The 14831-nt window shown below is 56.8% G+C and carries 17 protein-coding genes; 2 read left to right on the plus strand and 15 right to left on the minus strand.

Annotated elements, in window-relative coordinates; all coding sequences use genetic code 11:
- Nucleotides 1-116 precede the first annotated feature (116 nt).
- Nucleotides 117-1547 carry a 16S rRNA (cytosine(1407)-C(5))-methyltransferase RsmF gene (rsmF, locus tag ONZ54_RS11785; protein WP_271786238.1) on the plus strand — a complete coding sequence of 477 codons (1431 nt, stop codon included), beginning with the start codon at nt 117-119 and terminating at the stop codon, nt 1545-1547.
- A 203-nt stretch (nt 1548-1750) separates the two neighbouring features.
- Here the strand turns inward: rsmF and ONZ54_RS11790 are convergent, their stop codons facing one another.
- The 15 genes from ONZ54_RS11790 to yceD all read right to left on the minus strand — a co-directional run bounded on the left by ONZ54_RS11790 (nt 1751) and on the right by yceD (nt 13934).
- The gene (locus ONZ54_RS11790; RefSeq protein WP_058394337.1) at nt 1751-2023 is read right to left on the minus strand and encodes a RepB family protein; all 273 of its coding nucleotides are present in this window, start codon (nt 2021-2023) and stop codon (nt 1751-1753) included.
- Between the two features lie 169 nt (nt 2024-2192).
- Complete coding sequence (locus ONZ54_RS11795; protein ID WP_257979946.1) at nt 2193-3221, minus strand: site-specific integrase; 1029 nt, start codon at nt 3219-3221, stop codon at nt 2193-2195.
- 289 nt (nt 3222-3510) lie between these two features.
- Nucleotides 3511-4290, minus strand: a complete 780-nt coding sequence (locus ONZ54_RS11800; RefSeq protein ID WP_059112039.1) for a TatD family hydrolase — start codon at nt 4288-4290, stop codon at nt 3511-3513.
- Nucleotides 4291-4315: 25 nt separating this feature from the next.
- Nucleotides 4316-5263 carry a DNA polymerase III subunit delta' gene (holB, locus tag ONZ54_RS11805; protein ID WP_271786239.1) on the minus strand — a complete coding sequence of 316 codons (948 nt, stop codon included), beginning with the start codon at nt 5261-5263 and terminating at the stop codon, nt 4316-4318.
- Complete coding sequence (gene tmk / locus ONZ54_RS11810; protein WP_271786240.1) at nt 5248-5889, minus strand: dTMP kinase; 642 nt, start codon at nt 5887-5889, stop codon at nt 5248-5250. Before tmk ends, holB begins: the two co-directional genes overlap by 16 nt.
- Complete coding sequence (mltG, locus tag ONZ54_RS11815; protein WP_021138904.1) at nt 5889-6890, minus strand: endolytic transglycosylase MltG; 1002 nt, start codon at nt 6888-6890, stop codon at nt 5889-5891. Before mltG ends, tmk begins: the two co-directional genes overlap by 1 nt.
- A complete protein-coding gene (pabC, locus tag ONZ54_RS11820) occupies nt 6880-7740 on the minus strand; it encodes an aminodeoxychorismate lyase (RefSeq protein ID WP_058394353.1) in 861 nt (286 codons plus the stop codon). The genes mltG and pabC overlap by 11 nt, the downstream gene beginning before the upstream one ends.
- Before the next feature lie 15 nt (nt 7741-7755).
- Complete coding sequence (gene fabF, locus ONZ54_RS11825) at nt 7756-8997, minus strand: beta-ketoacyl-ACP synthase II (RefSeq protein WP_087755722.1); 1242 nt, start codon at nt 8995-8997, stop codon at nt 7756-7758.
- Between the two features lie 82 nt (nt 8998-9079).
- A complete protein-coding gene (acpP, locus tag ONZ54_RS11830; RefSeq protein ID WP_005300909.1) occupies nt 9080-9316 on the minus strand; it encodes an acyl carrier protein in 237 nt (78 codons plus the stop codon).
- Nucleotides 9317-9473: 157 nt separating this feature from the next.
- A complete protein-coding gene (gene fabG, locus ONZ54_RS11835) occupies nt 9474-10208 on the minus strand; it encodes a 3-oxoacyl-ACP reductase FabG (RefSeq protein ID WP_271786241.1) in 735 nt (244 codons plus the stop codon).
- Nucleotides 10209-10221: 13 nt separating this feature from the next.
- Nucleotides 10222-11157, minus strand: coding sequence for an ACP S-malonyltransferase (gene fabD, locus ONZ54_RS11840; protein WP_034281768.1), 936 nt, complete (start codon nt 11155-11157; stop codon nt 10222-10224).
- A gap of 72 nt (nt 11158-11229) precedes the next feature.
- Nucleotides 11230-12189 carry a beta-ketoacyl-ACP synthase III gene (locus ONZ54_RS11845; protein ID WP_021138909.1) on the minus strand — a complete coding sequence of 320 codons (960 nt, stop codon included), beginning with the start codon at nt 12187-12189 and terminating at the stop codon, nt 11230-11232.
- 7 nt (nt 12190-12196) lie between these two features.
- Nucleotides 12197-13216, minus strand: coding sequence for a phosphate acyltransferase PlsX (gene plsX / locus ONZ54_RS11850; RefSeq protein WP_011898705.1), 1020 nt, complete (start codon nt 13214-13216; stop codon nt 12197-12199).
- Nucleotides 13217-13225: 9 nt separating this feature from the next.
- Entirely contained in the window at nt 13226-13393 is a 168-nt protein-coding gene (gene rpmF / locus ONZ54_RS11855) for a 50S ribosomal protein L32 (RefSeq protein WP_005311492.1), read from the minus strand.
- A gap of 19 nt (nt 13394-13412) precedes the next feature.
- Complete coding sequence (yceD, locus tag ONZ54_RS11860) at nt 13413-13934, minus strand: 23S rRNA accumulation protein YceD (protein WP_005311491.1); 522 nt, start codon at nt 13932-13934, stop codon at nt 13413-13415.
- A 303-nt stretch (nt 13935-14237) separates the two neighbouring features.
- Here yceD and ONZ54_RS11865 point away from each other — a divergent pair, with 303 nt between their 5' ends.
- The gene (locus ONZ54_RS11865; protein WP_271786242.1) at nt 14238-14819 is read left to right on the plus strand and encodes a Maf family protein; all 582 of its coding nucleotides are present in this window, start codon (nt 14238-14240) and stop codon (nt 14817-14819) included.
- Nucleotides 14820-14831 lie beyond the last annotated feature (12 nt).

Consider the following 14831-nt stretch of genomic DNA (forward strand, 5'->3'; position numbering starts at 1 on the left):
CACACCAGCCCGGCCATGACGCCGGGCTTTTTTATGTTGCCGGCCGGCACTGTTAAGAAAATTCCTAGCCTTGTGATAGGATATCGCCCCTTATTTTGGGTCAACGAGACGGCGCCGTGCACGACAATACCTATCTTCCCGATCACTTCTTGCACCATATTGCGGCCATCATGCCGGCTCATCTCTCCATGGATGAATTCGTAGCCAGTTGTCGGCGGCCACTGCGGCGCAGCATCCGGGTGAACACGCTGAAGATATCTGTCTCCGACTTTGTGATGCAGATGCAGCCACTTGGCTGGCAACTCGATGCCGTTCCCTGGTGCGAAACCGGTTTCTGGTTGACCCGGGCCGATGAATCCGTGCCCCTTGGCAATACGGCAGAGCACCTGAGCGGCCTCTTTTATATTCAGGAAGCGAGCTCCATGTTGCCGGTGACGGCGCTATTTGCCAGCGATCAGGTCAAGCGAGATGGCATGCTGCTGGATGCGGCGGCCGCCCCTGGTTCCAAGACCACCCAGATAGCGGCGCTGATGAACAACCAGGGTATGCTGGTTGCCAATGAATATTCCAGCAGTCGGCTCAAGGTGCTGAGTGCCAACATCCAGCGCTGCGGCGTCACCAATGTGGGCATGACTCACTTCGATGCCAAGGTGTTTGGCCAGTGGTTGCCGGAGACTTTCGACGCCATCTTGCTCGATGCCCCCTGCTCCGGCGAAGGTACAGTGCGCAAAGATGAAGATGCCTTGCGTAACTGGAGTATCGAGAGCATCGACGAGATTGCTGCGGTGCAGCAAGGGTTGTTGGAGAGTGCGTTTCACGCCCTCAAACCCGGCGGCGTGCTGGTCTACTCCACTTGCACCTTGAGCCAGCAGGAGAACCAGGCAGTCTGTCAGTCTCTGCTGGACAAGTTCGGCGATGCCCTGACCGTTGACTCGTTGGCCGACCTGTTCCCCAATGCGGAGCAGGCCTGTACGCCCGAAGGATATCTACACGTTTGGCCCCAGATCTTCGACAGTGAAGGCTTTTTCGTCGCCAGAATACGCAAGCATCACTCAGTGCCCAACACCATGTTCAAGCCGGGCAAACTCGGCAAGTTTCCCTTCTCGCCACTGCCAGCCAAAGAGGCTGAGCCCATGCTGAGCGAGATTGAAGCCAATTTTGGTGTGGTACCCCAAGGTCAGCTGTTTGGTCGCAATGACGAGATCTGGCTCTTCCCTCACCTGTTTGGGCAGGTGCAGGGCAAGCTGCGTTTCGATCGCATCGGCATCAAGCTGGCGGAGACCTTCAAGAAGGGCTATCGCCTTACCCATGAGTGGGCGCTGGCCTATGGCGACAAGGCGACACAAGGGGTTGTCGAACTCGACAGTGCCAATGCGCGAGAATTCATGATGGGGCGGGACGTCTGGCCCGAGCAGGAGGCTGGCACTGGCGAGGTGATCGTTCGTTATCAGGGGCACACCCTGGGCATGGGGAAGTGGGTCGGTAGCCGGGTCAAGAATGCCCTGCCCCGTGAGCTGGTGCGCGACAACAATCTGTTCGATGCATAAACTCCGCGCCTGATCGAGTCTGGAAAACCCACACTTCGGTTGAACTTTTATTCGGATCTTGAAAAGCCTTGAGCCTTGTCTAAGCTTAAGGCTATCCGAACACCAGTTAGCGCACGGCTCTGCAAGGAGCCAATTCCCCTATGCCAGGTACAAGGAATTCGTACCTGGCTTTTTTTATGTCCGGACGTTCTGTTTTCTGCCTTTCACTCAAGCACATCCGCCATCTCTTTCTCAACCTGGGGCTGGGATGACAACTCATGCTGATAGAGCAGATCGATCGCCTGTTCGATGAGCGAAGCCTGACTGTCTTCAAGGTGCATCCCCAATTCCTGTAACCGCTCGGCGTGGCGATTGCTTATCCAGCACTGCAACCGGCTATGGGTTTCCTGCTTGCGTTTCACATGCTGGCGCTGTCGTTCGGCATTGTTGTGTGGGGCTGCCGCTAGGGCCTCATTCACGTTTATTTCCTGGCTCATATGACCTTGCAATGTTCTGTTTTAACGTTTGTTATCTCTAACCTGTGATGCATTGTTGCCTGAACAAGAGGGCTCTCCCCTCCCATCGGGCACTTTGGCAAAGCGCGATAAATATATCATCAGATCAACAAGATGTAATTTAACATAAAAAATTCAGTGACGCGGAGTGTCACAACAAGCCATCCAGAGCGTGATCGGAGAACTTGTGGGCATCGTCGAAATACTCCTGCAGGGTACGCATGTCCTTGTGGCGAGTCACCTCTATGATCTTGTTCATGGGCTTGCCGGCGGTGACGGCCGAGGTGATGAATCCCCGCCGCAGGCTGTGGCCACTGACATGGAGATCATCGATGGCCTGGCCGGTGCGCCGCTTGATCATCAGGTTTATCCCCTGGGGGCCGAGGGGTTCAGACATAAGCTGACCCCAGCGGTTCATGCGACGAAACAGCGCACCTTCGCCGATCCGACTTTTTTTAAGCCAGGTGTGCAGCGCCGAGACGGGGCAATACTGCTTGCCAGGAATGAGCGCTATCTCGGTTTCATGGAGCTGATGCTTGCTCGGCTTGAGGCGAAGCCGGATCCCCTGCCCCACAAAATCGAGGTCGCTGACCTCGATTCTGGCCGCCTCCGAGCGGCGCAAGGCACCACTGAACATCAAGAGCAGCAGGGTGTGATCCCGCAAACCGGCCAGGTTTGAGGTGTCGATTTCATCGAGTACCCTGGCCAGCGGTTGCAGGGTCAGCGCCCCCGTCTTGCGTTTGCGGTTATCACCAAGACGCACTATGCCACGCATCATCTCCTTGATTTCGGCATGCTCGGTCGGCATGGGATGAATGCCTTTCTGCTTGAAGGCGTAGCGGATCCCAGCCAGTCGCCTGACCAGGGTTGCAGGTTTACGTGGTTCACCGTTGCGCAGCTCCCCTTTCCCTTCCTCTTTATCCAGCCACACCCAGTCCGCCAATATGCCATCGGCCTGATCCGCCAGAAAATTCATGATGTCGTGATGAGTGGTTTGCAGCGGGTCAAGCCCGTGGAGCTGGCACCAGAATACAAAAATACGGGTATCAGCCTGATAGGCATTGAGAGTGGAATCCGCTTTGGCACTGCGCAAGAAGCGTCTCGCCCGACTATTGAGCTGAGGATCGAACACAGTCTGCAATGACTGATAAACAGGGGGTGAAACAGTTGGATAAGCCACGTAAGTCTATGATTCAATGCGGAGTTTGAGAGGATCTTACAGGATCCTTCATATACATCAAGTATCGATAATGAATATTATCGATACTTATAGAATCTCTAATTAAAACACCTGAACCTCGATGTACACCTGCAGCAACATCATCTGTAATAAACAAGTTTATCAACGACGTCATCTCGCTGACATTCAATGATCTGTGAGAGATAACAAGTGGCATGGCAGTGATAACGAGGGGAAGTTGTGCGGATGATTTTAACTAAAGAGGCCCCTTTATCCGGGGCCTAGTCGTTTATTTTTTTGCCAACTTGAACAGTTCAAAGAAGTTTCGGCTGGTCACCTCTGCCAACTCGGTCAGCGGCATCTGACGAAGGTCGGCAATAAACTGGGCAACATCTCGCACAAAGGCAGGTTCGTTCTCCCTCCCCCTATGAGGCACAGGGGCGAGATAAGGAGAGTCTGTTTCAACCAGCAAGCGTTCCAGCGGCAACGCCTTGACCACGGCTTGTAGCGCGGATGCATTCTTGAAGGTCGCTATGCCGGAAATGGAAATATAAAAACCCATCTCCATCGCGGCCTGGGCCATCTCCAGGGATTCGGTGAAACAGTGCAACACACCGCCCACCTGGTCGGCCCCCTCTTCACGCATGATCTGCAGGGTATCTTGCTGGGCATCACGGGTGTGAATGATCAGCGGCTTGTTCAAGGCACGAGCGACCCGAATGTGTTCGCGGAAGGAGGCTTGCTGCACCTCCTTGTTTTCCGGCGAATAGAAGTAGTCGAGCCCGGTTTCCCCTATGGCCACCACTCTTTCATCGCTGGCCTGCGTCAGCAACAGCTCGGCATCGACACCGGGTTCCTGATTGAGCGGATGCACGCCACAGGAAGCAAACACCTGGGGATAAGGGGCGATCGCCGCCAACATGGTCGGGAACTGCGCCTGGGTGACGCTCACACACAAAAAGTATCCCACGTCCTGCTGCGCAGCCTTGGCCAGCACGTCGGCCATGTCGGTCTGCTTGCTGCCATAGCTGAGGCGATCGAGGTGGCAATGGGAATCAACGAGTAACATAAAGAACCTTTGCGTCTTGTCAGATTTATAACCAGCGGCTGAGCCAGTTCATCAGATGAATGGTGGGATTGGAGAGCTGGCCAGGTTGGCAGGCCGCCTTGAGCGCCACAAGCTGCTGCTCAGCTTCCAGCAACTTTTCGCTGGAGTTGCCCTCGGCCAACTGCTGACTGAGGGCCGCCAGATCCGGCATCGCCAGCTGATGATGACCACAGCCGGCCTGAGTCTTGAGTACATCGCACAAGAACAGCTGCAACCAGTGCAGCCTGACCTGAGTTTCATCCGCCAGCTGGCTGCAGACATGGGTAGCCCGAGTCGGGGTCAGTGACAGGGAGACGAAACTCTCCAGCAACTCCCGGCGTTTGCCATCCTGCTGCTCTTCGATGTAACGTAGCACCCGCAGCGGGGCTCCCTGGCAGATCCGCACCTGAGCCAATGTGGCCTGGTGACCCTGTTCGGCCAGCCAGCGCACCGTCTCCCCTTCCGTCGGCAACTGACAGACGTGCTTGTGACAGCGGCTCAGGATAGTGGGCAACAGACGGGAAACCTGGGAGGCAATCAGCAGCAAGAGACTATCGCCGGCCGGCTCTTCCAATGTCTTCAGCAAGGCGTTGGCAGCGGACTCCGTCATGCGCTCCGCATCCGGAATGATCACCACTTTGCCCCGACCAAGCTGGGCCGAGTTCTGCAAGCGGGCGCAGATCTCGCGAATGGCTTCGACCCCTATGGTCTTGCTGTCGATTGTAACGGTACCAAGATCCGGGTTATGTCCCTTGTCAAATAGCTGGCACGAGTGGCACTGGCCACAGGGCTCTCCGCGATCAGGCTGCTGACAGAGGTGCAAGCGCGCCAATCGTTCTGCAAGCTGCTCCTTGCCAAGACCGGGATCGCCGAGCAACAACCAGGCGTGGCCCAGCCGACCGGCCTGGGCCGTCTGGCTCAGGGCATGCCAATCCGGGATCAGCCAGGGATACATACGTGCTCGTTCGACAGGTAATGAGCCAGTGCGGCCTCGATGGCCGTTTTGACCTGATCCGGAGTTTGTCCGGCATCGATCACCCGGATGGAATCATCCTTGGCGGCCAGTTCGAGATAACGGCTGCGAGTGCGCTCGAAGAAGCTGAGCTGCTCCAGTTCGATCCTGTCCAGCTCGCCACGATGACGGGCTCGCTGCAAACCAAGGGCAGGATCGATATCGAGATAGAGGGTGAGATCCGGTTTGAAGTCACCGAGCACTGCCTGCTTGATGGCGCCGATGAGCCCAGCATCGATGCCACGCCCGCCGCCCTGATAGGCCTGGGAGGAGAGATCGTGGCGATCCCCCACCACCCAGCGACCCTCAGCCAGAGCCGGCTTGATCCGGGTCTCGACCAGCTGCACCCGGGAGGCATACATCAGCAACAGCTCGGCTTCGATGGTAAGGCGCTCGTCGTGCACCTCCTTGACGATGGCGCGCATCCGTTCGGCCAGCGGGGTTCCCCCGGGCTCACGGGTGCATTCGATCTGGTCGATGCCGTGGCGTTGCAGATAATCGGTAACATAACGTACCGCGGAGCTCTTCCCTGCCCCTTCCAGTCCTTCAATCACGATAAATTTAGACATTAGGGTTTCTTCAATATGTATTCGCGAACCGCCCGATTGTGTTCATCGAGGGTCTTGGAGAAATAGTGGGCACCGCCCCCCTTGGCGACGAAATAGAGATAGTCGGTCGACTTGGGGTTGAGGGCCGCTTCGATGGAAGCCTTGCCGGGCATGGCGATGGGCGTAGGCGGCAGGCCATCGATCACATAGGTGTTGTACGGATTCACGTCCGTCAGATCGCTGCGGCGGATATTGCCATCGTAACGATCCTTGACCCCGTAGATGACGGTAGGATCTGTCTGCAGCTTCATGCCAAGACGCAAGCGGTTGACAAACACGGAGGCGATCTGCGCCCGCTCGTCCGGCTGGCCCGTCTCTTTTTCGATGATGGAAGCCATGATCAGCGCTTCATAAGGGGTCTTGTAGGGCAGATTGGCCTGACGCTTGTCCCAGCTCTGTTGCAGGAAGGCTTTCATGTCCTGATAAGCGCGACGCAGTATGGAGATGTCGCTGGCATGGGTGGTATAGGCGTAGGTCTCCGGCAGGAACCAGCCCTCCAGCTTGCCATTGTCGATGCCAAGCTCGTGAGCCAGGTCGGCTTCAGATTGCTCCACGGTCAGCCGCTCCAGATAGGGCGCGCCGGAGAGCTGCTTCAGCCAGTCCTCAAAACGGGACCCCTCGACGAAGGTGAGGCTGAAGTGAAACTCCTTGCCCGATGCAAACAGAGAAAGGGTCTCTTTAAGTGGCGCCCCTTCCTTGATCTCGTAGGTACCGGATTTGATGGCAACCAGCTCGGGGTGACCACGCAGCCAAAGCCGCACGGCCCAGGGACTGGTTTCCCCCTCCCCCAGCTCGGCGATCAGGCGCGCAGCATGGGCCCCTTTCTCGACGGTAAAGAGGCGGGTCGGCCCCTTGTTGGTGAGCGTCTCCACCTGCTGCCACTTGTGATATACATAGCCCCCGGCCACGGCAACTGTCAGCGCCGCGCCCGCGAGCAGGGTGTAAAGCCGATTAAACTTCAATGACCAAACGCTCCTGTAAACGGCGGATCAATACCGGGCTCGGATACTGAGTATCCCCAATGCCGGTCACCGGCACTATGCCCATCAGGGTATTGGTCAGCCATACCTCTTCGGCCTGCCACAGTGACTCCAGCGGAGCCTCCACGACACGCAGTTCAATACTCATCTGTTTTAGCATCGCCATCACATGGCGCCGCATGATGCCATCAATACCGCAGTGGGAAAGATCCGGTGTAAACACCGTCTTGCCACGGCGCCAAAACAGATTGGCACTGACACCTTCTACCAGAAATCCCCGACTGTTCAAGACTATACCTTCGACTCCCGAACGCGTCGCAAGTTCGCTTTTCAGCAAAACCTGTTCCAGCCGGTTCAGGGTCTTGAGTCCCGCCAGCATGGGGGCGTCGCCGAGCCGTTGCTGGCAAACCAGCAGGGGAATGCCGTTTTGCTGCCAACCCTGATAATGGCTCGGGTAATCGGCAAGGGAGACGATACGGGTTGGCGCCTCGCAGGCACTGCCGTCATAACCGCGCCCGCCAGTTCCCCGGGTCAGCATCACCTTGGCGACAGCCTGCGTCTGGCCAGCAGCCAATTGCGCCACCTCGCGGGTCAAGGTTGACCAGTCCATCCCGGCAAATCCGAGTCTGGCGCTGGCCTGCTGCAGCCGTGCCAGATGGGCAGGCCACCAGACAACCTGCCCGTTTCTAACCAGCATGGTGGTGAAATGACCATCCCCATAGGCCAGCCCACGATCCCTGGCGGACACAGCATCTGTCTGCATTCCATTGATAAGCAAAAGGATCCCTCCGATAAAAAAGGCCCGATACCGGCAGTATCGGGCCCGAGTCATCCGCCCTGGGGCGAATTATACGCGTTTGAAGATCAGTGAGCCATTGGTGCCGCCAAAACCGAACGAGTTGGACAAGGCATACTCAAAGTGACCAGGTTTGGCTACGTGGGGCACCAGATCCAGATCGCACTCGTCATCCGGATTATCCAGATTGATGGTGGGTGGTGCCACCTGATCACGCAGCGCCAGCACTGTGATAATGGCTTCGATAGCACCCGCCGCCCCCAGCAGATGGCCGGTCATGGACTTGGTGGAGCTGATCATCAGGGCGCTGGCATGCTCGCCAAACACCTGCTTCATACCGCGCAGCTCGGCCACATCACCCAAGGGGGTAGAGGTGCCGTGGGCGTTGATGTAGCCGATCTGCTCGGGAGCGATACCGGCATCCTTGATGGCATTTTTCATGGCGCGCGCGCCACCGCTGCCGTCAGAGGGAGGTGCCGTCATATGATAAGCATCGCCACTCATGCCAAAGCCAACCAGCTCGGCATAGATCTTGGCGCCACGGGCCTTGGCGTGTTCATACTCTTCCAGTACCAGTACACCGGCGCCATCACCCAGCACAAAACCGTCGCGATCCTTGTCCCACGGGCGACTCGCCTTCTGGGGCTCGTCGTTGCGGGTAGAGAGTGCCTTGGCCGCCGCGAAACCGCCCATCCCCATCGGGGTGGAGGCTTTCTCGGTACCACCGGCCACCATCACGTCCGCATCACCGTAGGCGATCATGCGACCGGCCATGCCGATGGCATGGGTACCTGTAGTACAGGCTGTGGTCACGGCTATGTTGGGGCCTTGCAGACCCTTCATGATGGAGAGATGACCGGACACCATATTGATGATGGTGGACGGTACGAAGAAGGGGCTCAGCTTGCGCGGGCCACCGTTGATCAGGCTGGTATGGTTCTGTTCGATAAGACCCAGACCGCCGATACCGGAACCTATGGCCACACCGACCCGCTCTGCATTGTCTTCATTGACAACCAGACCCGCATCATCGAGCGCCTGGATCCCCGCCGCCACGCCGTACTGGATGAAAAGATCCATCTTGCGGGCTTCTTTGCGGTTGATACCGTACTGTTCGGGATCAAACTCTTTGACCTGGCCTGCGAAACGGGTCGCAAACTCGCTGGCATCAAAATGTTCGATAGGAGAAATGCCGCTCTGCCCGTTGAGCAGGGCTTGCCAGCTGGATTCGGCAGTGTTGCCCACCGGGGAAAGCATCCCCAAGCCGGTCACCACGACTCTGCGTTTTGACACTGAGGTAGTCTCCGAGAGGTATTTTGAAAGGGAGTAAACATAAAAGAAGCGGCCCTTGGGCCGCTTCTTTCAGAACAGGAACTTATTCCTGATTAGCGGTGATGTAATCGATAGCCGCTTGAACAGTAGTGATCTTTTCGGCTTCTTCATCAGGAATTTCGGTATCGAATTCTTCTTCCAGCGCCATTACCAGTTCAACGGTATCCAAAGAGTCAGCGCCCAGGTCGTCGACGAAGGAGGCAGCGTTCTTGACGTCTTCCTCTTTAACACCCAGTTGTTCGATGATGATTTTCTTTACGCGTTCTTCGATGTTGCTCATGACCTGAATTTTCCTTTAAAAATACGCTATTGCGTCTGGTTGGGGTAGTTTATTCAATTAACGTCAGTTTGCAAGTAGCTTGCCTCTGGTCAAACCACGAAATTCGCCAAACTTCGGCGTACTATCGCAAATTTGAACAGATCTCACGACAAATTGATTACACCATGTACATCCCGCCGTTAACATGCAGGGTTTCGCCAGTGATATAGGCGGCATCATCAGACGCCAAGAATACCACAGCTGCGGCAATTTCTTTTGGATCACCCAAACGGGCTGCTGGCACCTGATTCATGATGCCGGCACGTTGTTCGTCATTCAGTGCCCGGGTCATGTCGGTCTCGATAAAACCGGGCGCAACCGCATTCACTGTAATACCACGGGATGCCACTTCCCGAGCCAACGATTTGGTAAAGCCAACCAGACCCGCTTTGGCGGCTGCATAGTTGACCTGGCCTGCATTGCCCATGGTTCCGACCACGGAGCCGATGCTGATAATCCGGCCATGACGCTTCTTCATCATGGCGCGCAATACTGGCTTGCTCAGACGATAGAGGGAAGTCAGGTTGGTGTCGATGATTTCATTCCACTCGTCATCTTTCATACGCATCAACAGGTTGTCGCGGGTGATGCCGGCATTGTTGATCAGGATATCGATGTCGCCGAAACGCGCCTTGATGGCCGCGAAAACAGTCTCGATGGATTCAGGACTGGTCACGTCCAGTGCCATGCCACAACCCTGCTCACCCAGATAGGCGCTGATAGCCTCTGCGCCGCTGTCGCTGGTCGCTGTGCCGACGACTTTTGCGCCACGGGCCGCAAATGTCTCGGCAATCGCACGGCCGATACCACGACTGGCACCGGTCACCAACACAACCTTATTGGTAAAACTCATTATCTGCTCCTGTTTACTTGGACTGGGCCAGCGCCAGCTCGAAAGAGGCGACATCGTTGGCATGGATACCTTCCACGCGCTTGTCGATGCGCTTGGCCAGCCCGGTCAATACCTTGCCCGGCCCCATCTCGATCTCGAGGGTGACACCTTCATTGGCCATCCGCTCCACCGTCTCGGTCCAACGGACCGGACTGAACAGCTGACGCACCAGCGCTTGCTTGATGGCGGCCGGATCCTGTTCACAGGATACGTCGACATTATTGATGACTGCGATGGTTGGAACCTTGATCTCGATCCCGTCCAGCGCAGCCGCCAGTTTTTCTGCGGCAGGTTTCATCAGTGCACAGTGAGATGGCACAGAGACCGGCAGCGGCAATGCACGCTTGGCGCCAGACTCTTTCATCAGTACGTTTGCGCGCTCAACCGCTTCCTTGTGACCGGCGATCACCACCTGGCCCGGGGAGTTGAAGTTGACCGGAGAGACCACCTGACCTTGCGCCGCTTTTTCGCAGTTGGCGGCGATGGCTTCGTTATCCAGACCTATGATGGCCGCCATGGCACCGGTCCCTTCCGGTACGGCTTCCTGCATGGCCAAACCACGCAGTTCAACCAGTTTGACCGCATCGGCGAAATCCAGCGCGCCGCTGCACACCAGTGCTGAGTACTCACCCAGACTGTGGCCGGCCATCATGGCGGGGGTCGCCCCACCCTGCTGTTGCCACAGACGCCACAGGGCGACGGAAGCTGTCAGCAACGCGGGCTGGGTGCGCCAGGTTTTGTTCAAATCTTCAACCGGACCATCCATGACCAGGGCAAACAGGTCATAACCCAGCACCTGGCTCGCCTCGGCGAAGGTTTCCTTGATCACGGCGTGTTGCTCGGCCAGCTCGGCCAGCATGCCAACGGCTTGGGAGCCTTGTCCCGGGAAGGCAATGGCAAATTGGGTCATCATTGATTCCTTTAAGGTAAGACAAAACGAAATCGGTCACGGGATGATGCCTTGGCGCCATCCCGCTGAAGATCAGAGGCGGATCAGCGCCGAACCCCAGGCGAAACCACCGCCGAAGGCCTCCAGCAGTACCAACTGGCCCGGTTTGATCCGGCCGTCACGCACCCCTTCATCGAAGGCAATGGGCACGGAGGCAGCAGAGGTGTTGCCGTGTTTGTCGAGGGTCAGCACCACTTTATCGAGGCTCATGCCGAGCTTCTTGGCGGTCGCGCTGATGATGCGGAAGTTGGCCTGGTGCGGTACCAGCCAGTCGAGTTCGCTCGGCGCTATGCCAGCGGCTGCCAGCGTCTCGGTCACGATCTCGCTCAACCGCGTCACCGCGACCTTGAACACATCGTTGCCCTTCATATACATGTAGGCTTCGAGCTCGGCGCCCGGCATGCCGCGACGAGGGTGCGGCAACTTGAGCAGATCGCCATAACGGCCATCTGCATGGAGGTGCGTAGACAGGATCCCAGGTGTCTCGCTTGCGCCAACAATCACAGCCCCTGCCCCGTCACCAAACAGTATGATGGTGCCACGATCTTGCGGGTCACACATGCGGGACAGCACATCGGCGCCAACAACCAGCACATGGCGGGCGGCCCCGGACTTGACGAACTGATCGGCAATGGAGAGCGCATAGGTGAAACCGGCGCAGGCGGCTGCCACGTCAAATGCAGGAATGCCTGGCACACCGAGTAATCCCTGCAGCTCGCAGGCGGCAGCCGGGAAGGCGTTTTCGGCGCTGGTGGTGGCCAGCACTATCATGTCGAGATCGGCAGCGGTCAGACCCGCAGCTTCCAGGGCGCGCAGGGCGGCCTGGTGAGACAGGGTGGCGACAGTTTCGTCGGCACCGGCAATACGGCGTTCACGGATCCCGGTACGTTCCACGATCCACTCATCACTGGTTTCAACCATTTGCTCGAGATCGGCGTTGGTACGCACTGAACTCGGCAGATAACTGCCAGTACCCAGAATTTTGCTATGCATAGAGTTCTTATAGATCCCTGTCGGAAAAGACAGATTCAAGGCGATCTGCTATTTGCAATGGAAGTTGATGCTTGGCCTCTTGTGCGGCCAGCAGGATCGCATTACACAGAGCGTGCCGTTCGGCTCGCCCATGGCTTTTTACCACAATGCCGCGCAATCCTAACAGACTTGCACCGTTATACTGGTCGGGGTTCAGGTAAGAAAAACGTCGTTTGAACATAAATCCGGCGAGTCGGCCAAGAAAACTGCGTTTTTTGCGGGGATATCCGGCCAGCTGGGCCATCATCCGCACTACCCCTTCCGCCGTTTTGAGGGCGACATTGCCAACAAAACCATCGCAGACAATAACATCACACTCGCCGCTGAAGATGCGATCCCCCTCGACAAAGCCAACGAAATTGAGTGCGCTGCACTGACGGAGCAACTCTGCGCTGTGACGCACCAGGTCATTGCCCTTTATCTCCTCCTCCCCCACGTTGAGCAAGGCAACCCGGGGCGACGCAATGCCTTCAACCTTTTCGGCTACCACCGACCCCATCACAGCGAACTGCAACAGGGTGTCGGCATCGCAGCTGACATTGGCGCCGAGATCCAGCATCACGGTACGCTTGCCACTCAAGGTCGGCAGCGCCTTGATGAGCGCAGGTCTGTCGACACCGGGCAAGGATTTGAGCACACACTTGGCCATGGCCATCAGGGCACCGGTATTACCGGCACTGACGCAGGCATCGGCCTCACCGGCTTTCACCAGATTGAGCACAACCCGCATGGAGGAGTCTTTCAGAGTTCTCAGCGCCACGATCGGCTTGTCGCCCATGCCAACCACTTGGGATGCATGTACGAAACGAACGCGAGGATGAGTCAGCAAGCCATGTTGCTGCAATAAGGCAGTGGTCTGGTGTTGATCACCAACCAGAATGAGTTTTAGCTGGGGCAAAAGAGACAGTGCCTGCACAACGGCAGGCACTGTTTCCGAGGGGCCAATATCTCCCCCCATTATGTCTAGCGCGACAGTTTGCGTAGACAAAGGCAATCCTTAAGCGATTACCTTTTTACCGCGGTAGAAACCATCGGCAGTCACATGGTGACGACGATGAATTTCACCACTGGTCTGATCAACAGTCAGAGCTGCACTGGTCAGCGCATCGTGTGAACGACGCATGCCACGCTTGGCACGGGTTTTACGGTTCTGTTGTACGGCCATTGTAGGCTAACTCCTAGATTCACTTACGTTTAAGCTCTTCAAGAACTGCAAAGGGATTCGGCCGCTCATCAGCAGGTTCGATATCACCCCAAGTCATGTCCATGTTACCGCGAGGGCACGCATCCATTGGATGCATTGCCACCTGAGGCAACGAGAGGATGAGTTCATCCTCCAGAACTTGATGAAGATCTATCTCGCCGTTTTCGTCCAACTCAATGGGCTCATAAGCTTCCGGCAGTTCTTCCTCGTTTGTTTTTTCAAACAGCGGAGTGTAGATAAAATCAGCTTCACAAAGGTGCTCGAATGTCTCTCCACAACGCTGGCAAACCAGGTCAACCTTGGCATGGGCAGTGCCTTTCATAACGGTCAACTTCTGGACATCTTTGCCAAAGTGCAGTGATACATCAACATCACTCTGCAAGCCTGCGGTTGATTCCTCCAGCCTGGGCATCTGCGACTTTTCCACTATCCCGACATAGTCGAGCAGCTTCAAGGCATTACGGACTGGATCAACCTTAACGGGCAACTTCACCTTTTGCATAGGGCGCGAATATTATAGGTCCAACAACTGATAGTCAAAGGAAAAAGTCCTTACCGCCGATGATTTTAACCATACAAGTCCCTGAGATGCCGGGACTTGTTCTCATCGGTGGCTGATTATGCCATAAACAGCAGGATCCTACACAGGATCCTGTCCGGATTTACTGCTCACCCAGAATGACAACCCAAGTGCCATCCGCATCATTGCTGGTCCAGCATGGAAACCTCATCAGAGATTTGCCCAGCTCACGGCGTGACGATACCATCGGCACCTGACTGCATCGAATCAGGACATCACAACACAATGCCAACACTCCTTATCCTCGCCTCCACGTCCCGCTATCGCAAAACCCTGTTGGAAAAACTCGGCCTTCCCTTTGAATGTGCGGCACCCGAGGTGGATGAATCTCCCCTGCCCGACGAATCGGCCGAGGCATTGGTGGCGCGGCTGGCCCTTGCCAAGGCAAGCTCCATTGCCGACCGGCGTGATCAGGGACTGATCATAGGGTCCGATCAGGTGTGTGTTTGCGACGGCCGGATCCTGGGCAAGCCGGGCACTGTGGAGAAAGCGGTGGCACAACTGATGGCCGCACGGGGCCGCAGCATCACCTTTTATACCGGCCTGTGCGTACTGGATGCCGCTAGCGGCAAAGCAGAACAGCTGGTGGAGCCTTTCACCGTGCACTTTCGCACCCTGGATGAGGCCGCCCTTCGCCGCTATGTCGAGGCTGAATTGCCCCTTGATTGCGCGGGCAGTTTCAAATGTGAAGGCATGGGGATAGTGCTGTTCAAAGGGCTGGAGGGGCGCGATCCCAACGCTCTGATCGGCCTTCCCCTGATCGGTCTGATCGAGCTGCTGGAACGCCACGGCCTCGCCCTGCCCTGACGGGAATGGCCT

This window comes from Aeromonas salmonicida, assembly GCF_028355655.1.
GTDB classification, from domain to species: Bacteria; Pseudomonadota; Gammaproteobacteria; order Enterobacterales; family Aeromonadaceae; genus Aeromonas; species Aeromonas salmonicida.